Genomic DNA, 17,881 nt, shown 5'->3' with positions numbered 1-17,881 from the left:
CTTGTCGTTAGAAGAATCTAGCGATAAGCGTTTTTTGTCTGTTATTTTCTATTAAAGTTGGCTCTCTTTCTTAAAGTAGGATCCAGGATACGCTTGCGGATACGCAGGCTTTCCGGTGTTACTTCAAGCAGTTCATCCGTATCGATGAAGTCCAGCGCCTGTTCCAGACTAAGGACTTTTGGTGGAACCAGTGTCAGTGCTTCATCCGCAGAAGAAGATCGGGTATTGGTTAGATGCTTCTTTTTGCAGACATTCAACTCGATGTCTTCCGCACGGGAAGAAGATCCGATGACCATACCGGCATAGACTCTTTCGCCAGGTCCGATAAAGAGGGTTCCACGATCCTGGGCAGAGAACAGACCATAAGTTACGGATTCGCCGGACTCAAAGGCGATCAGAGATCCCTGCTTACGGTAAGCAATGTCGCCCTTGTATGGTGCGTAGCCTTCAAAGATCGTATTGATGATACCATTTCCCTTGGTGTCGGTCATGAACTCGCCACGATAACCGATCAGACCTCTTGCAGGAATCAAAAATTCGATTCGTGTGTAGCCGCCGGTGATCGGGGTCATGTTCTGCAATTCACCCTTGCGCTGGCTGAGTTTTTCGATAACGGCACCGGTAAATTCGTCCGGTACATCGACATAAGCGCGCTCCATTGGCTCTAATTTCTTGCCGTTCTCATCGGTGTGATAAAGTACCTCTGCCTTAGATACGGCAAATTCAAAACCTTCACGGCGCATATTTTCGATCAGAACGGACAAATGCAGTTCTCCACGTCCGGAAACCTTGTAAGAATCCGGAGAATCGGTCTCTTCTACACGCAGGGAAACGTCCGTGTTTAATTCCTTGAACAGACGATCGCGGATATGACGGGAGGTAACGTATTTACCTTCCTGTCCGGCGAGCGGGCTGTCATTGACGATAAAGTTCATAGAGATCGTCGGCTCAGAGATCTTCTGGAATGGGATCGGCTTTGGATCGTCAGGGTTGCAGATGGTATCTCCGATGTGAATGTCCGCGATACCGGATACGGCAACGATAGAACCGATGCGGGCTTCCTCGACGTCAACCTTTTCCAGACCGTCAAATTCATATAACTTATTGATGCGGACTTTCTTTAACTTGTCCGGCTCATGATGGTTGACAACGGCAACTTCCTGGTTGATACGCAAGGAACCATTGTCGACCTTTCCGATACCGATACGTCCCACATATTCATTGTAGTCGATCGTGCTGATCAGAACCTGTGTACCAAGGTCAGGATCACCGGTTGGTGCCGGGATATAATCTAAAATGGTCTCAAACAAAGGAACCATGTCTTTTCTATCGTCGTCCAGATTTAAGACAGCAAAGCCTTCCTTTGCGGAAGCATAAACGAATGGACAGTCCAGTTGTTCGTCAGAGGCATCTAGATCCATGAAAAGTTCCAATACCTCATCAATAACTTCGTCCGGTCTTGCCTCCGGTCGGTCGATCTTGTTGATACATACGATAACCGGCAGATCCAGATCCAGTGCCTTCATGAGCACGAACTTGGTCTGTGGCATAGCACCTTCAAAGGCATCAACGACTAGGACAACGCCGTCTACCATTTTAAGGACACGTTCTACCTCGCCACCGAAATCTGCATGTCCCGGTGTGTCAATGATGTTGATCTTGGTATCCTTATAATAAACGGCTGTGTTTTTGGATAAAATGGTGATACCACGCTCACGCTCGATATCGTTAGAATCCATCACGCGTTCCGCAACTTCCTGGTTGGCACGGAACACACCGCTTTGCTTTAATAATTCATCTACAAGTGTCGTCTTACCATGATCGACGTGAGCGATAATGGCAATGTTACGAATGTCATCTCTTGATTGCTTCATGTCATCCTTCTTTCTATAAGGTCTTTCCTTAATATAATACAAATTTACACATACTGTACTAGTTTACCACAAATTTAGGGATTTACAAGTTTATCGACAAAATGCCTGTCACTTTTTACCTTGCACATGGTAAACCATAATGGAGAAAAGATTGAAAGATCCAAAAGAAGGGAGAGGCTAATCAAATGGCAGATAAAGTGTTAGAAAACAATCAGGTATCAATCGTGGGAGAAATTGTTTCGGATTTTTCTTACAGTCATGAGGTGTATGGGGAAGGTTTTTTTGTGGTGGAAGTAGCCGTGAACCGTCTGAGCAATTATGCAGATTACATTCCACTCATGGTATCTGAAAGATTAATTGACACAACACAGTCTTATATTGGTGAAAAGATCCATGTGACGGGACAATTTCGCTCGTATAATCGCCATGAAGAAACAAAGAACAGATTGATCTTATCTGTCTTTGTCAGGGAACTTGAATTTGTAGATGAATATATGGAAAACGAGGATGAGGAAAGAAAGAGCAATTACATCACACTGGATGGCTATGTGTGCAAAGCCCCGGTTTATCGTAAAACGCCGCTGGGACGGGAGATCGCAGATCTTCTGGTGGCAGTTAACCGCTCTTATGGAAAATCAGATTACATTCCATGCATCTGTTGGGGCAGAAATGCCCGTTATGCCACGACATTTGAGATCGGCAGTCATGTCAGCGTGATCGGTCGTATCCAAAGCCGGGAATATGTAAAGAAATTATCGGAGGACGAGGCAGAACGCAGAATTGCATATGAGGTATCTGTATGCAAGATTGAAGAATTGGACTAAAAATTCACATAATTGCCATATTTTACAATCTGTGGTAAACTGAGTGCACTTGGTGATGTATTTTTAAATTTCAACCGTCGTAGGAGGAATTATGGATAAGGGTATTATTCAGATTTATTACGGAGAGGGACAAGGAAAGACATCTGCAGCACTTGGCAATGCCATCCGCAAGGCAAGTAACGGACAGAGTGCCTATGTGGTGCAGTTCATGAAAGGACAACTGGATACGGAATATCTGACAAGGCTGGAGCCGGAGGTCAAGGTCTTTCGCTTTGAACGTTGCAGCGAGGGATTTGATGCGCTGGATGAGGCAGAAAAGCAGGAGCAGAAGCAGAACATCCAAAATGGCTTGAATTTTGCAAAAAAAGCCCTTGTGACCGGACAGTGCGATATGCTGGTTCTGGATGAGGTCTTAGGACTGGTAAAGGAAGGCATGGCAACGGAAGATCAGATCTTAGAGGTCTTGCAGGCAAAGTCCTTATACACAGATGTGATACTGACAGGCAGGGATTCATTACCGCGTGTATTTGATATGGCAGACAACATTTTAAATATCGTACCGGAGAAAGTCCGAACCGTCGATATTTATTGACAAGGTAATAGCGTAATGCTATAGTTTAAAAGTATTATATAAAAAGGTAGAGGTTGCGTAATTCATTAGTAATTCACAGGATGTGGCAGGCACAGTGGAGTGTGAAGGAAAGGGAGGCACGCCGAAAGGATACGTCTTCTGCGGATGTTTTCTTGGGCGCAAGTTTAATAGGCTTGTGACTGTCATCTCGTAAGAGATGGGGAGCTATCATGGATGCGTATGTATTGACCAGCTCCTTAGAGCTGGTCTTTTATGTGCAAGACCTTATGACAAGATAGAGATAAAACATATATGCATTGTTTCACGAGGCAAACAGGTCGCATATACTGTATAAAGGAGGAGAAGAATATGGCTATTTTTACAGGCTCAGGAGTTGCAATCGTTACACCGATGAAGGATAATTTAGAGGTAAACTACGATAAACTGGAAGAACTCATTGACTTTCATGTAAAAGGTGGCACGGACTGTATCGTCATCGCCGGAACGACAGGCGAGGGCGCGACCTTATCCATGGAAGAACACAGAAACGTGATCCGCGCGGCAGTGGAGTTTACCAGACATCGTATTCCGGTGGTGGCAGGGACCGGTTCTAATTGCACAAAGACAGCGATCCAGCTTACCCAGGAAGCAGAGGAAGACGGTGCAGACGGTGCACTGATTGTGACACCGTATTACAATAAAGCAACACAGACAGGCTTGATCAAGCATTACAGCCAGATCGCATCAGAGACAAAACTGCCGATCATTCTTTACAATGTACCGGGACGTACCGGATGCAATATCCAGCCGGAGACCGTGGCAACGCTGGTTCGCGAGAATGAAAATATCGTAGGCTTAAAGGAAGCAACCGGCAATATGGCACAGGCATCCAAGACTATGTACCTGTGTGACGGCAAGTTGGACCTTTATTCCGGCGAGGACGGACTTGTTGTACCGTTGATGGCGATCGGCGGTATCGGTGTGATCTCCGTTATTGCCAACATTGCACCACAGCAGACACATGATATGTGTGCAAGTTATATGGCTGGCGACCGTGAAAAGGCTTTAGAATTACAGATGAAGTCTTTGCCGCTCGTTGATGCACTCTTTAGCGAGGTCAACCCGATCCCTGTAAAACGTGCTCTGAACCTGCTTGGCATGGAAGTTGGTTCTCTGCGTGCGCCACTTTGCGAAATGTCAGATGCTAATGCGGCTGTCTTAAAGCAGGCAATGGTAGAATACGGACTGCTGTAATCGGGCAGACTAGATAACGGAAGAGGAGATTTTAAGCATGGTAAAAGCGATTATGCATGGCTGTAATGGTCATATGGGTCAGGTCATTACAGCCATTTGCAAAGAAGATGAAAATATTGAGATCGTAGCAGGCATTGACTTAAATGATAGCCTGCCAAACGACTATCCGGTCTATAAGAGCCTGGCAGAGTGTGATGTCAAAGCAGATGTTGTCATTGATTTCTGCAATGCCAAGGCAGTTGATGCACTCTTAGATTATTGTGAGACGACAGGGACACCGGTGGTACTTTGCACGACCGGACTTTCGGACGAGCAGCTTGCCCGTGTAGAGGAAGTATCGAAAAACGTAGCAGTCTTAAAGTCTGCTAATATGTCACTGGGTATCAATACCTTGATGGATCTTTTGAAAAAGGCAACCGATGTGTTTGCGGAGGCTGGATTTGATATCGAGATCGTAGAAAAGCACCACAACCAGAAACTGGACGCACCGAGCGGTACGGCGCTGGCACTTGCAGATGCTATCAACGAGGAGTTGGACAACTCCTATGTTTACAAGTTTGACCGTTCTCAGGAGCGCAAGAAGCGTGAAAAGAAAGAGATCGGTATTTCTGCTGTGCGTGGCGGTTCCATTGTGGGCGAGCATGAGGTCATCTTTGCCGGTATGGACGAGGTCATCACCTTCAAGCATACGGCATATTCCAAGAGCGTATTTGCCAAAGGTGCTGTAGAGGCAGCCAAGTTCTTAGCAGGCAAATTGGCAGGCCATTATGATATGAAGGATGTCATTGCAGCCAAGTAGGAGCGGGAAGTTATCTTCCCTACATAATAATATAGGTTTTTATTTGAGGTACTCTGTAGGATGCAGAGTACCTTTTTTATGAGACAATGAAAATATGCATCTTGACAAAAGGAGGTAATTTTCTTAAAATACTTCAAGAATGAACAATTCAATTTTGAAAGGAAATGCATATGAAAACAGGACTTGAATTCAGCAGAAAAGTGGACACTGCTTATATGGCACTTTGCAAACCTTTGTGCAAGAAGTGGCATTTGACGCAGACAGCCCTGGATATTCTTATGTTTCTGGCAAATAACCCGGAGTTTACAACTGCCCGTGATATTGTTGAGATCCGAAAATTGAAAGCAAATCTGGTATCGGTCAATGTAGACCGACTGGTGAGGGAAGGCTATCTGGTGCGACAGGAAGTGGCAGAGGATCGTCGCAAGACGAAACTTTTATGCACATCCAAAGCCGATGAGATCATCACACAGGGAAGAAAATTGCAGCAGGATTTTGTTGCACTTTTATTTGCGGGGATTGATGAAGAGACAAGGGATATCCTTTTAGGCAGTATGACAAAAATGGAAGAAAATCTTGATTATATACTTGAGGAGGAAGCGTAAAGATGAATTTGTTGCTTACGATCTTAGTTACTTTTTTTGCGGGAATGGGAGCGGGGCTCGGAACCGGATTTGCGGGGATGAGTGCAGCCGCGGTCATCAGCCCATGCTGATCACATTTTTGGGGATAGACCCCTATATGGCAGTCGGCATTGCTTTATCGTCTGATGTCTTGGCGAGTGCAATTTCTGCCTACACCTACGGAAAACACAAGAATCTGGACATAAAAAATGGCTTGATCATGATGGCAAGCGTTCTGCTCTTTACGGTCGTGGGAAGTTACATTTCCAGTTTGGTACCATCGAAAACCATGGGAAATTTCTCTGTCTTTATGACATTTTTACTGGGAATAAAATTTATTGTCCGACCGGTCATGACGACAAAAGAATCTATGGAGAGTGTTTCACCGAAAAAACGTGTGATCCAGTCGATCATCTGTGGCGTTTTGATCGGTTTTATCTGTGGATTTGTCGGCGCAGGAGGCGGCATGATGATGCTTCTGATCCTGACATCTGTCTTGGGTTATGAATTAAAGACCGCCGTAGGCACCAGTGTGTTCATTATGACATTTACGGCACTGACCGGGGCAGTATCACATTTTGCGATCGGTGGCTTGCCGGACGTGACCGTGTGGATCCTCTGCATTGTCTTTACCCTGATCTGGCGCGGATCGCTGCCACTTTTGCAAATAAGGCAAAGCCAAAGACTTTAAACCGAGTAACCGGGATCATTCTGGTTGTCCTGGGCATTGCCGTTATGGGATTTTCCCTTTTGTCTTAAATGAAAACCCTACAAAAACTTGCGTAAGACCGGAGCGAGTTTATCGGTGTGCTCGACATAAGAGCCGTGTGTCTCGCCCTCAAAGATATGCAGGGTCGCCTGTGGCAGGTGATCTGCGATCGTCTGGGTCTCCTTGGGCTTTATCATATCCTTGCTGCCAGCACAGACGAGAGCAGGAAGGTTGATGGAACGCAATTTGTCCGGCGCAATGTCCGGCTCTAACAGCATCATTTCCACCAGTGGACTGTTTGTCTTTTTGTAAAGAGATTTGATCTCGCGTCTGGCAGAGCCGGTCAGACCCTTAGGGCTCAGGTTGGCTCCGCACAGAACAATGGCGGAAAGAAGATCCTGGCGTTTTAAGGCTACGAGCAGTGTGATGATGGCGCCGTCACTAAAGCCGCACAAGACCGGCTTTTCAATATGTAAGGACTCGATAAAGCAGATGACGTCTGCTGCCATATCTTTATAATGATATTCTTTTGGGGTGGCACTTTCACCCTGTCCGCGGCTGTCGATGGCATAAACCGTATGATCCATGGACATTTCTGCGATCATGCGATCCCAGATCGCGTGTGTTTCTCCATTGCCGTGCAAAAAAATGATGGGGCTGCCTTCTCCCTCTTTTTCATAAGATAATATCTGTCCGTTTAGTTGAATATACATAGTAAAACCCCGCATCTGAAAATTTCTATCTAAATTCTAGCATGATGGGAAAAAAGTTACAACTCCGGGATGGAAACTATGGCTATTATTTAACGTTCTTTTTACTTTACCCACATGGGGCGAAATGGTATAATCTTTGTGTATTATTAAAAAATAAGGGGGTTTTTTACAAATGAAACTAAACGTAAAAAAGACGGTCCAGGTCGGATTCGCGTTTTTATCCATCTGTGCATTCTGGCAGATGTATAATGCCATCATTCCGATCATCCTGACCTACACATTCCATATGAATGAGACGATCTCCGGTGCCATCATGGCAGCGGACAATGTACTTGCCTTGTTCTTACTGCCGCTCTTTGGTGGTATTTCCGACCGGTGCAAGTGCAAATGGGGCAAGCGTAAGCCATTTATCCTGTTTGGAACGATCGCAGCAGTCATCCTGATGCTTTTGATCCCATTCATCGATAATTCTTACTATGAGAACCCGTCGACAGCCAAATTGGCACTCTTTATCGGGGTATTGGGAGCACTTTTGGTTGCCATGGGAACCTACCGCAGCCCGGCGGTTGCTTTGATGCCGGACATCACACCAAAGCCACTGCGAAGCCGAGCCAACGCCATCATCAATCTGATGGGAGCACTGGGCGGTATCATGTATCTGGTGATCGCCAGTGTGACTTTGAATTCCAAGAGCGAGCATGAGAACTACTTCCCGATCTTTCTGATCGTAGCAGGTATCATGGTCGTAGCCGTCATGATCGTTATGATCACGGTAGATGAAGTAGACTTAAATAAGCAGATGCGCGAATATGAGGCTGCACATCCGGAAGAGAATCTGGAAGTACAGGATGAGTCCGGTAATGCAGAACTGCCAAAGGATGTCAAGAGAAGTCTGATCTTCTTACTCCTTTCCGTAGCTTTCTGGTTCTTCGCATACAATGCTTTGGAGACATGGTTTACCACTTACGCAAAGAGCGTATGGGAAATGACGACCGGTCAGGCATCCCTTTGCCTTACCGTTGCAACCGGTGGCGCCATCTTAGCCTATGTTCCGGTCGGCTCTATCGCAGCCAAGATTGGGCGTAAGAAGACCATTTTGAGTGGTATCATCCTGATGCTGATCAGTTTTATCGTGGCACTTGCATTTTCACTTATGAGTGACACCTTCAGCCCGGTTCTCTATGTTCTCTTCTTGTTAGTAGGATTTGGCTGGGCAGGCATCAATGTCAACAGTCTGCCTATGGTTCTGGAAATGTGTAAGGGAAGTGACATCGGTAAGTTCACCGGCTATTACTATACCTTTAGTATGTCAGCACAGATCGTTACACCGATCGTAGCAGGTTTTTTGATGGAGCATGTCGGCTACAAGGCGCTGTTCCCATATGCCGCAGTCTTTATGGTGATCGCATTTATTACCATGCAGTTTGTAAAACACGGCGACAGCAGAGAAGGTATCAAGCAGGGGATTGATGCATTTGATTTTGAAGATTAAGAGAGAGGAAGTAATACATAATGAGCACAAAACCACTTGTATGGGCGCATAGAGGAGCCAGCGGATATGCACCGGAAAACACACTTGCCGCTTTTCAGAAGGCGGTAGATTTAGGCGCTGACGGAGTAGAACTGGATATCCAGTTGACAAAGGACGACCAGATTGTCGTCATCCATGATGAGACGATCGACCGTACCAGCGATGGCAAGGGATGGGTCAAGGATTATACTTTGGAAGAATTGCGGGCATTCAATTACAACCGCACCAAACCGGAGTATAAGCATGCTGATATCCCTACCATGCGAGAAGTGTTTGAACTCTTAAAGCCAACCGGGCTTTTCATCAACATTGAGATCAAGACCGGTGTGGTATTTTATGAAAAGATCGAGGAAAAGATCTTAGCCCTGACCAAGGAAATGGGCATGGAAGATCGCGTTTGCTATTCTTCCTTCAATCATTACACAGTGACACGTATCCACGAGTTGAAGCCGGATGCAGAGGTTGGATTTTTATATGCAGACGGTCCGATCGATATGCCGTCTTACGGCGTAAAGCACGGTGTCAACGCACTCCATCCTGCACTTTACAATCTGCAATATGACGGATTTGTCAAAGAGTGCAAGGAAAAAGGACTCAAACTCAACGTATGGACAGTCAACGAGAGACCATATATGGAAATGTGCTGTCAGTACGGCGTGGATGCTATCATCACTAACTACCCGGATATCGCAAAAGAGGTAGTCGGCTAAGACAATATACAATAAGGGGACGACATGGAAATGTTACAATATTTAGAGCAGTTTAATTTGCTCTCTGTATTTGTGCGTCTGGCGCTTGCGACGGTCTTGGGGGGATTGATCGGCTTGGAGCGTGGATCGCATGGGCAGCCCGCAGGTCTGCGCACCTTTGCGCTGGTCTGTCTGGGAGCCACCATTGCCATGATCACAGATGAATATCTGGTTGTGACATATGGCACGGGAGATCCTGCCCGACTGGCGGCACAGGTCATCAGCGGCATTGGTTTTCTCGGCGTAGGTACGATCATTGTAACCGGAAAGAATTACGTCAAGGGATTGACGACGGCGGCAAGTCTGTGGACGACCGCCTGTCTTGGCATAGCGATCGGCGCGGGATATATCGCAGGAAGCCTGCTGGCTTTCTTTTTCATCGCTTTCGTTATGACTGTGCTGACAGCTTTAAGCCATTATGTGGATGAGCATAACACCAAGATTAAGTTGTATCTGGAAGTGGATAAATCAGACGGCATTGAGGTGCTGTATGATTATGTGACCAAGAATGGCTACGAGATTGCTTCCGTTGACAAGCAGAAGCGGCAATCTTTACAGGGCAAGGACACGGTGCTTATGGTCGTGATCGATCTGAACAAGCGATGTTCGCATGCAGACTTCATCAATGGACTCAATCAGAACGATTCGATCCATTACATAGAAGAAATTCGATAACAGAGATGCAAATATGGGGAAACTCGGTTGAGTTTCCCCCTTTTTTGTTTTATAATTCTCTAATATAAGTAAAAACAGAAAGTAGGAAAAAATATGTCAGAACACGATAATGATTTTCGAGAAGTAATAGATGAAGAAGACAAGGATGCGGATGTCGTAGAAGTGACAGGTGATACTACGGTAGACCCGAGCGTCGCAGATCCGAATAACGACAAAAAGGATGATTATGAGGATATCTGCTATATCTGCCGCAGACCGGAGTCTGTTGCCGGCAAGATGATCCACATTCCAAATAACATCTGTATCTGCAACGACTGTATGCAAAAGACCTTTGATTCCATGGAAGGTTTTGGCTTTGGCAGTGGGGACAATGCAAGTTTAAACAACATTGATTTTTCCAAGATGCCAAATATCAGCATGGTAAATCTTTCGGATCTTTCTGATTTCATGCCGAACATGCCAAACTCACAGCGTCTGAAAAAGAAGAAAAAGAAAGAAGACAAGCAGGAAGCACCTGTGCTGGATATCAAGAATATTCCGCCACCACACAAGATCAAGGCAGAACTGGATGAGTATGTGGTCGGACAGGAATACGCCAAAAAGGTCATGTCCGTTGCCGTTTACAATCACTACAAGCGTGTGGCAACCGGGACCATGGATGAGATCGAGATCGAAAAGTCCAATATGCTCATGATCGGACCGACCGGTAGTGGTAAGACCTATCTGGTAAAGATACTTGCGCGCCTCCTGGATGTGCCGCTTGCCATTACAGATGCGACTTCTCTGACCGAGGCAGGTTATATCGGTGATGATATCGAAAGCGTTGTTTCCAAACTTTTGGCGGCAGCAGACAATGATGTGGAAAAGGCAGAGCGCGGTATCATCTTTATTGATGAAATCGACAAACTGGCAAAGAAGAAAAATACCAATCAGCGTGATGTCAGCGGGGAATCCGTACAGCAGGGCATGCTCAAACTCTTAGAGGGAGCCGAGGTTGAGGTTCCGGTCGGAGCCAGCAGCAAGAATGCCATGGTGCCGATGACCATCGTAGATACCAAGAATATCTTATTTATCTGCGGCGGGGCCTTCCCGGATCTGGATTCTATCATCAAGGAGAGACTCAACAAGGCATCTTCCATGGGATTTATGGCAGATCTCAAGGATAAGTACGACAAGGAAGAAAATATCCTGATGAAGGCGACAGTCGAAGACCTCAAGAATTTTGGCATGATACCGGAATTTCTGGGACGTCTGCCGATCCTCTTTTCACTGGAGGCACTGGATGAGGATATGTTAGTCCGTATTCTGAAAGAGCCAAAGAATGCCATCATCAAGCAGTATCAGAAGTTACTGGAACTGGATGAGGTCAAGTTGGAGTTTACGGATGAGGCACTGCATGCCATTGCAAAACAGGCAAAGCAGAGAGAACTTGGCGCAAGAGCCTGCGTGCCATCATAGAGGAGTTTATGCTGGATATCATGTATGAGATCCCTAAGGATGACAACATCGGGAAAGTCATTATCACAGAGGACTATGTGACGAAAAAGGGCGGACCAAAGATTGTTATGCGCGGAGCAGAAGCCAATCTGATCGAAGGATAATTTTTTACGGTATTGAGGGAGTAGATATACATGAGATACATCGCACTGACGGAAGCAAAAGCAGGGATGCAGCTGGCGACCAGCCTATATGATAGTAATGGGCGAACGCTGGTTGGCAGTCATATCCTGCTGACGGACAATTACATCGAAAAACTGATCGAATACGGCTATGCGGGTATATCTACATCGAGGATGAACTGACACAGGACATTGAGGTGGAGGATGCCATTTCGCCGCAACTGCGTGCGGAGGGCATGGATTGCATCGAAAAAAGAGATATTGACGGCTGCAAGGTCGTGGCAGAAAAGTTGGTCGAAGAGATCCTTCCAAGGGAAGGATTTCTTTGGATATGCTGGATCTGCGTTCCTATGACGATTATACCTATGCACATTCCGTGAATGTAGGTGTTTTGTGCGGTGTGATCGGCATGGAAATGCACATGAATGAAAAAGAGATGGCACAACTGGTCACGGCAGCCCTTTTGCATGATCTGGGCAAACTTGCCATCCCCGGGGAGATCCTCAACAAGCCGGGGCGTCTGACCCAGAAAGAATACAAGCGCATGCAGGAGCATCCGGTCATTTCCTATGAACTCATCAAGGATCGTTTTGACCTTTCTGCACAGATCAAGGTGGCGGTTCTCTTTCACCATGAAAATGTCGATGGGACAGGCTATCCTAATGGTGTCATGGGTGAGGAGCAGACTCTTTTTACCAAGATCTTACATGCGGCAGATGTCTATGATGCGCTGGTTTCCAAGCGTCCTTACAAAGAGCCTTATGCGCCGTGTGAAGCGGCAGAGTATCTCATGGGCGGTTGCGGGATCCTTTTTGACCGGGAGGTTGTTGAGGTCATGCTGCGTTCCATCCCTCTTTATCCAAAGGGCACCGAGGTGGAATTGTCCGATGGCAGGGTCGGTGTGATCAAGGAGAATGCGGATGCCCACAATCTGCGACCGATCGTGCGGCTTTGGATGGCACGACACTGGATCTGTCTGACCGTGCCAATATGTCGATCGCCATCTTACCGCCAAAGGGCAAGCAGGAAGTTTCTACTTCTTCTGAGGCCGAGCGGAAGGAAATGATCAAGCATCAGCGGGAGGTTCATATCATCGCAGTGGATGATATGAAGACCAATTTACAGATGATCTATGACATTTTAAAGGATGATTACAAGGTGACGCTTTTGAAGTCGGGCGCACAACTGATCAAATATTTAGAGAAGAATCCATACCCGGATCTGATCCTGTTGGATATCGACATGCCGCAGATGGATGGCATCGAGGCGGCAAAGCGGGTCATGGATATGACAAAGGAGAGTGTGCCGATCATGTTTGTATCTGCACTCTGTGACACCAAGACGATCATGGCATGCAAGGACTTAAATGTGGCGGGCTATGTCGTCAGACCATACAAGCCGGTTTACATACGTTCCGAGATCGAGCGTATCATAAACCGATGGGAGGCAAATTAGATGGTATTTGGATTTCAAGTGGTATGTTTGCTGGTGACACTGGTCACGGTATTTGCCTATATCGCGCATCATGTGTATTCCAGAGAACATCGTCTTTTGCCTCTCTTTTTAGGCGTAATCGCCGTCTTTGATTTTTATCGGATCGTTTTGATGCTGACGGGAGCCGTAGGTCTTTTTGCCCAGTTGGAAAATCTACTGATACTGACGCTGACGACCGTTATCTCTTATTATGCGGTCGATTATCTGCATATCAAATTGCCTCACGCTATCCATGTGGGCTTATTTCTTTATCTGATCGTTTTACTTATCCTGATATTTTTACATTTCGACCAGCCGGATACCTATGTGGTGGCATTTCGTTTCTTTACGATCTCTAACGCGCTTTTTGTATCGGCGGGAGCCTTATATTCATATGAGACACAGCATTTTTCCAAACGCGACAGCATCACGAATGCCCTTATGTTTATCGCCATTTGTCTGCCGTCTGTGGTGGGCAGTACCTGGCAGGTCAAATCAACACGGGGACATTCCCTGCTCTTGGTGGTATGTCTGGCAAGTTGTCTTATCATCTTATATCTGATCTTTGCCAATCGTCTGGTGGCGACCAGCGTGGTCATGCAGCAGAATGCTTTTGCAAATTCCAGTGTGGCGCAGTTTTTGCTGGATAAAAACCTGGAATTGATCGATGCCAATGGTATGGCGATGGATATTTTCCTGGATGGCAAGGAGTTTTGCAATTTTGAGGATATCCATGACTTCTTCTGGAAACATAAGGATATGATCTTTGTGCAGGACGGCGGTGTGGGCGATTATGTCTATCGGGACAAGACTTATGAATGTAAAGAGCGTATCGTCTGTCAGGGCAAGCGGCTTTTAGGCTATCAGTTGTCGGTTGCAGATGTGACGGCAGAGCGGGCGCGTCTGGAGCAGTTGACCGAGGAGAGCAAGGCGGCACAGTGGCAAGCACAGATGAAAAGCCACATGCTTGCGACCATGAGCCACGACCTGCGGACACCGGTGCATGCCATTATAGGAGCCAGTGACATCCTCATGACCAGCCATGCCATTTCTGCCAGAAACCGTGCCATGATCTCTTATGTGCGAGGTGCAGGCAATGATCTTTTAGAAAAGATCGATCAGATCCTTTTGTATTCAAAGATGGAAGTGGGACGTTTGGAATTGGAAGAACACGCTTATTCCATGGAACACCTGATCACGGAACTCATGCAGATGCTCTTATACAACTTGCATGGGCATGATGTCGGCTGTCGGGCGCGGTTTGCAACGCCGATCCCGCAGACAGTCATTGGGGATGAGGAACATGTGCGGGAGATCCTGCAAAATGTGATCTCCAATGCGGTCAAATTTACCAAATCCGGTCAGATCGACCTGACCCTGTCCTGTCAGGATCTGGAAGATGACCGGGTGCGTTTCTGCTGCCTGATCGAGGATACCGGAGCGGGCATGACGGAAGAACAGATGGCGCATATGTTTGAGTCCTATCGTACCTATACCGTGGACGGACAGGAGGGAACAGGACTTGGCATGACTATTGTCAAGGAATTATGCAAACTCATGCAGGGCGATTGCAAGGTGGAGAGCCAGCAGGGAAGGGGTACAAGGGTAGAGGTGACCTTCTGCCATAGAAAGGCGGATGAAGGCAAAATCCAGCCGGGTGAGATCAATCACTTTACTTTAGTTGATAGAATAGTCAACTACAAGGATGATGTCTGCCCGGATTATGTCTATCCGACGGCGCGGGTCTTATTGGCAGATGATATGGTCATCAATCAGCAGATCTTCCGCCATATGATAGCCCCTTGGAAAGTACAACTGGACATCGTGGCGAACGGTATGGAAGTAGTTGAGGCTGCCAGACATGAGGACTATGATCTGATCTTTTTGGATTATCTTATGCCGGAAGTCAATGGGCTGGAAGCGGGAGCCGAGATCCGCAAATACAGTCAAGTGCCATTGGTGCTTTTGACGGCGAGCGATCAGGAAGATATTATACGGGCTGTTAAGGACAAGGGATTTGATGCCTTCCTGGGCAAGCCGATCGATATGTTCCGCTTCAAAAACACGCTGGAGGAATTGCTGCCCAAAGAAAAGCAGACGCCGGTCGTCTTGCGGGACAACGCAGGGCAGGCACATCATATCGAGATCTATGCGCGGGCTTTGCAGACCTATCTGGATGAGATGGAAGAACTGCGGGAGGAACTACCAGTCTATGCTAAGGAGGACCGGGAACTTTTCCGTGCCAAGGTGCATGGTGTCAAGAGTGCCAGCCGACAGATCAAGAAGGAATATCTCAGCGAATATGCGGAAGTTTTAGAAATGGCGGCGATCGTAGGCAATCAGAAATACATCGATCGCCACATCGAGGAACTCCTTTCCTGTATGGATGATGCCTTAGAGGAAGTGCGGGCAGAACTTTCCTATATGCAGGATGCTCTGGCAAAGACGGAAAAAGAGTCGGAGCAGAAAAAGGTCATGTCTCGCGACAAAAGGCAGTATCTTTGGCAGGAGATCAAGGAGGCTTTTGCTTCCTATGATACCGGATCGATCGAGCGGGGCTTGGAGACCTTAGGGCAGATCGCCCTGCCGGAAAGCGAGCAGGCTGCCTATGAGCAGACCCATGCGTATTTTATGGATTTTGCCTATGAGGAAGGCGAGACTTATCTGGAAGAATTTTTGCAGGAATTGGATATAGAAAGCAGATCATAGCATAAGATATCATATGAATTGTTATGATATGATCTATGGAAATGATTATTACGATCTGATCGTGCGCAACACGGCATATTTGCCTCCGCTTTCGGATGGCATCTGTGGTCTGGATGTGGGGAACAATTACACCATTCTTTTTGTCTCGCGCGATCGCTATCCCGACTTTCGGGTGGCAAATTACCACTATAATGCCATACCAAACTGCTACCAGCCTCTGTCCATGGAAGCCCTGGATGCAGCAGGGATCCTGCAGGTGCGGGAAAACCCGGCGCTGGGCTTGGATGGAAAAGGCGTTTTGATCGGCTTTTTGGATTCTGGGATCGATACGACCCATCCGGCATTTTTGGATGCCGCTGGGGAAAGCCGAATCGTCGCGGTCTGGGATCAGAATTATGTGGAAGAAAACGAAGGCACGGCCAGAACGGCGGATGACCTGCCACAGCCTTATTACGGCAGAGTGTATGGAAAAGATAGCCTTTCTGTCTATGGCAATCGTGATGCGACCGGGCACGGAACTTATGTGGCGAGCGTGGCTGCAGGCAGTGACGTAGGAGATCACAGTGGGGCGGCACCGGCGGCGGACATCGCCATGGTGCATTTAAAAGAGGCAAAACCTTATCTGCGCCAGTATTATTTTATCCCGGAGGATGCGACCTGCTATGCGGAAAATGACATCATGTTCGGCATACAGTTTTTGGATGAACTGGCAAGGATGCGGGGGCAGGCGCTCGTGATCTGTATGTCTTTGGGCTGCGGGCTCAGCAGCCACAGCGGCAACAATTCCCTGGCACTTTATCTGAATGATCTGGCGGTTGCCTACCGCAGATGTGTAGTGACGGCGACCGGAAATCTTGCGGCGGCAAGAAAGCATTTTCAGGGAGTCTTTACGGCGGAGGACATAGAAGAAGGACTGGGGAAAAAGGCCTACCGGCAGGTGGAAGTTGTGGTGGAAGAAGATGTCTGCGGTTTTGTCATGGAACAGTGGTGTCTGGCACCTGCCCGCTATGAGGTGGCGATCGTTTCGCCTTCCGGGGAGGTACATCCGGCGGTCGGGATCCAGACGGCGGGTAGTCAGATCTATGATTTTCCTCTGGATGGAACGACGGTGGAAGTGGACTACAGTTTCCCGGAAGCCACGGCAGGCAACCAACTGATCTATTATCGTTTTACAAAACCGGCGCAGGGCATATGGCGGATCCGGGTCTACAGCGAAAACGGACAGCCGGGAGAATTTCATATGTATCTGCCGGGGCAGGCGCTGACATGTGGGCGCATCTACTTTCTGGCATCCAACCCGGATACGACCATTATGAATCCGGCGAATGCCAACCGCGTTCTGACCATTGCAGGCTACAATGCCGTGGAAAATGCTATTCTTTTGGAAAGCGGGCGTGGCTATACTATAGACCGGCGGATCAAACCGGATCTGGCGGCACCGGGCTATGCGGTCGAAGGAGCAGTAGCAGGCAGGGGTAATTTCCCGGCGGAAGCCCGGTATGAAAGGCAGACCGGTACCAGCGGGGCTGTGGCGATCGCATCAGGGGCCGCGGCACTTTATCTGCAATGGTGCGACAGACGGCAGGATACTCTGGTCAATACGACACAAGTTAAAATTTTTTTGATCCGGGGGGCAAGGGCGATCCCCGGTGACCTTTATCCCAACAGGCAGTGGGGCTATGGGGCGCTGGATCTGTATGAATCTTTCCGGCGTATATAATAAGGATAGGCGGGAAGCAGGAGTTCTGTTAAAATAGA

15 protein-coding genes, 3 pseudogenes and 1 riboswitch are annotated in these 17,881 nt (G+C 47.4%); of the genes and pseudogenes, 16 read left to right on the top strand and 2 right to left on the bottom strand.

Annotated features, from left to right (window positions below; genetic code table 11):
• Positions 1-41 precede the first annotated feature (41 nt).
• A complete protein-coding gene (gene typA / locus DW996_RS07255) occupies positions 42-1,874 on the bottom strand; it encodes a translational GTPase TypA (RefSeq protein WP_118535291.1) in 1,833 nt (610 codons plus the stop codon).
• Positions 1,875-2,059: 185 nt separating this feature from the next.
• Here typA and DW996_RS07250 point away from each other — a divergent pair, with 185 nt between their 5' ends.
• The 7 genes and pseudogenes from DW996_RS07250 to DW996_RS15020 form a co-directional block, all read left to right on the top strand.
• Entirely contained in the window at positions 2,060-2,698 is a 639-nt protein-coding gene (locus DW996_RS07250) for a single-stranded DNA-binding protein (RefSeq protein ID WP_118281734.1), read from the top strand.
• Positions 2,699-2,789: 91 nt separating this feature from the next.
• Positions 2,790-3,290 carry a cob(I)yrinic acid a,c-diamide adenosyltransferase gene (locus DW996_RS07245; RefSeq protein ID WP_118535290.1) on the top strand — a complete coding sequence of 167 codons (501 nt, stop codon included), beginning with the start codon at positions 2,790-2,792 and terminating at the stop codon, positions 3,288-3,290.
• A 39-nt stretch (positions 3,291-3,329) separates the two neighbouring features.
• Positions 3,330-3,505, top strand: a riboswitch (Lysine riboswitch).
• Between the two features lie 133 nt (positions 3,506-3,638).
• On the top strand, positions 3,639-4,523 hold the full coding sequence (gene dapA, locus DW996_RS07240) for a 4-hydroxy-tetrahydrodipicolinate synthase (protein WP_118281736.1): 885 nt from the start codon (positions 3,639-3,641) through the stop codon (positions 4,521-4,523).
• A gap of 37 nt (positions 4,524-4,560) precedes the next feature.
• Positions 4,561-5,322, top strand: coding sequence for a 4-hydroxy-tetrahydrodipicolinate reductase (gene dapB / locus DW996_RS07235; RefSeq protein ID WP_118281737.1), 762 nt, complete (start codon positions 4,561-4,563; stop codon positions 5,320-5,322).
• Between the two features lie 170 nt (positions 5,323-5,492).
• Entirely contained in the window at positions 5,493-5,927 is a 435-nt protein-coding gene (locus DW996_RS07230; protein ID WP_118535289.1) for a MarR family winged helix-turn-helix transcriptional regulator, read from the top strand.
• Positions 5,928-6,030: 103 nt separating this feature from the next.
• Positions 6,031-6,525 (top strand): annotated as a pseudogene (locus tag DW996_RS15025) (sulfite exporter TauE/SafE family protein); the annotation flags it as partial.
• Between the two features lie 56 nt (positions 6,526-6,581).
• A pseudogene (locus DW996_RS15020) lies at positions 6,582-6,689 on the top strand (sulfite exporter TauE/SafE family protein); the annotation flags it as partial.
• A 24-nt stretch (positions 6,690-6,713) separates the two neighbouring features.
• On the opposite strand, the gene DW996_RS07220 reads toward DW996_RS15020, so the two are convergent.
• A complete protein-coding gene (locus tag DW996_RS07220; RefSeq protein WP_118535288.1) occupies positions 6,714-7,367 on the bottom strand; it encodes an alpha/beta fold hydrolase in 654 nt (217 codons plus the stop codon).
• 172 nt (positions 7,368-7,539) lie between these two features.
• Here DW996_RS07220 and DW996_RS07215 point away from each other — a divergent pair, with 172 nt between their 5' ends.
• The 9 genes and pseudogenes from DW996_RS07215 (at position 7,540) to DW996_RS07185 (ending at position 17,843) form a co-directional block, all read left to right on the top strand.
• Entirely contained in the window at positions 7,540-8,859 is a 1,320-nt protein-coding gene (locus tag DW996_RS07215; protein ID WP_118535287.1) for an MFS transporter, read from the top strand.
• Between the two features lie 20 nt (positions 8,860-8,879).
• On the top strand, positions 8,880-9,608 hold the full coding sequence (locus DW996_RS07210; RefSeq protein ID WP_118535286.1) for a glycerophosphodiester phosphodiesterase: 729 nt from the start codon (positions 8,880-8,882) through the stop codon (positions 9,606-9,608).
• 24 nt (positions 9,609-9,632) lie between these two features.
• Positions 9,633-10,322 carry an MgtC/SapB family protein gene (locus DW996_RS07205; protein ID WP_118281743.1) on the top strand — a complete coding sequence of 230 codons (690 nt, stop codon included), beginning with the start codon at positions 9,633-9,635 and terminating at the stop codon, positions 10,320-10,322.
• A 93-nt stretch (positions 10,323-10,415) separates the two neighbouring features.
• Positions 10,416-11,923, top strand: a pseudogene (gene clpX / locus DW996_RS07200) (ATP-dependent Clp protease ATP-binding subunit ClpX).
• Positions 11,924-11,953: 30 nt separating this feature from the next.
• Entirely contained in the window at positions 11,954-12,124 is a 171-nt protein-coding gene (locus tag DW996_RS13335; RefSeq protein ID WP_243098707.1) for a hypothetical protein, read from the top strand.
• A gap of 148 nt (positions 12,125-12,272) precedes the next feature.
• Positions 12,273-13,007 (top strand): HD-GYP domain-containing protein, encoded by a 735-nt coding sequence (locus tag DW996_RS13330; RefSeq protein WP_243098736.1) that lies wholly within the window; start codon positions 12,273-12,275, stop codon positions 13,005-13,007.
• Positions 13,004-13,396 carry a response regulator gene (locus DW996_RS13325; RefSeq protein ID WP_243098706.1) on the top strand — a complete coding sequence of 131 codons (393 nt, stop codon included), beginning with the start codon at positions 13,004-13,006 and terminating at the stop codon, positions 13,394-13,396. The genes DW996_RS13330 and DW996_RS13325 overlap by 4 nt, the downstream gene beginning before the upstream one ends.
• On the top strand, positions 13,397-16,123 hold the full coding sequence (locus DW996_RS07190) for a hybrid sensor histidine kinase/response regulator (protein WP_118535285.1): 2,727 nt from the start codon (positions 13,397-13,399) through the stop codon (positions 16,121-16,123).
• Between the two features lie 13 nt (positions 16,124-16,136).
• Positions 16,137-17,843, top strand: a complete 1,707-nt coding sequence (locus DW996_RS07185) for a S8 family peptidase (protein WP_118281747.1) — start codon at positions 16,137-16,139, stop codon at positions 17,841-17,843.
• Positions 17,844-17,881: the final 38 nt, after the last annotated feature.

Source organism: Roseburia sp. AM51-8 (assembly GCF_003478275.1).
Lineage (GTDB): Bacteria > Bacillota > Clostridia > Lachnospirales > Lachnospiraceae > Pararoseburia > Pararoseburia lenta.
Note: the sequence above shows the minus strand (reverse complement) of the source record. Positions and strands in the feature narration are given on the sequence as shown.

Bases quoted from the DNA above. Each gene is read 5' to 3' on its own strand.
- dapB (WP_118281737.1), top strand. From the start codon at position 4,561: ATGGTAAAAGCGATTATGCATGGCTGTAATGGTCATATGGGTCAGGTC.
- DW996_RS07215 (WP_118535287.1), top strand. From the start codon at position 7,540: ATGAAACTAAACGTAAAAAAGACGGTCCAGGTCGGATTCGCGTTTTTA.
- DW996_RS07220 (WP_118535288.1), bottom strand. From the start codon at position 7,367: ATGTATATTCAACTAAACGGACAGATATTATCTTATGAAAAAGAGGGA.
- DW996_RS07250 (WP_118281734.1), top strand. From the start codon at position 2,060: ATGGCAGATAAAGTGTTAGAAAACAATCAGGTATCAATCGTGGGAGAA.
- DW996_RS07205 (WP_118281743.1), top strand. From the start codon at position 9,633: ATGGAAATGTTACAATATTTAGAGCAGTTTAATTTGCTCTCTGTATTT.
- DW996_RS07210 (WP_118535286.1), top strand. From the start codon at position 8,880: ATGAGCACAAAACCACTTGTATGGGCGCATAGAGGAGCCAGCGGATAT.
- DW996_RS13330 (WP_243098736.1), top strand. From the start codon at position 12,273: ATGCTGGATCTGCGTTCCTATGACGATTATACCTATGCACATTCCGTG.
- DW996_RS13325 (WP_243098706.1), top strand. From the start codon at position 13,004: ATGATCAAGCATCAGCGGGAGGTTCATATCATCGCAGTGGATGATATG.
- dapA (WP_118281736.1), top strand. From the start codon at position 3,639: ATGGCTATTTTTACAGGCTCAGGAGTTGCAATCGTTACACCGATGAAG.
- DW996_RS07190 (WP_118535285.1), top strand. From the start codon at position 13,397: ATGGTATTTGGATTTCAAGTGGTATGTTTGCTGGTGACACTGGTCACG.
- DW996_RS07185 (WP_118281747.1), top strand. From the start codon at position 16,137: ATGAATTGTTATGATATGATCTATGGAAATGATTATTACGATCTGATC.
- DW996_RS13335 (WP_243098707.1), top strand. From the start codon at position 11,954: ATGAGATACATCGCACTGACGGAAGCAAAAGCAGGGATGCAGCTGGCG.
- DW996_RS07245 (WP_118535290.1), top strand. From the start codon at position 2,790: ATGGATAAGGGTATTATTCAGATTTATTACGGAGAGGGACAAGGAAAG.
- typA (WP_118535291.1), bottom strand. From the start codon at position 1,874: ATGAAGCAATCAAGAGATGACATTCGTAACATTGCCATTATCGCTCAC.
- DW996_RS07230 (WP_118535289.1), top strand. From the start codon at position 5,493: ATGAAAACAGGACTTGAATTCAGCAGAAAAGTGGACACTGCTTATATG.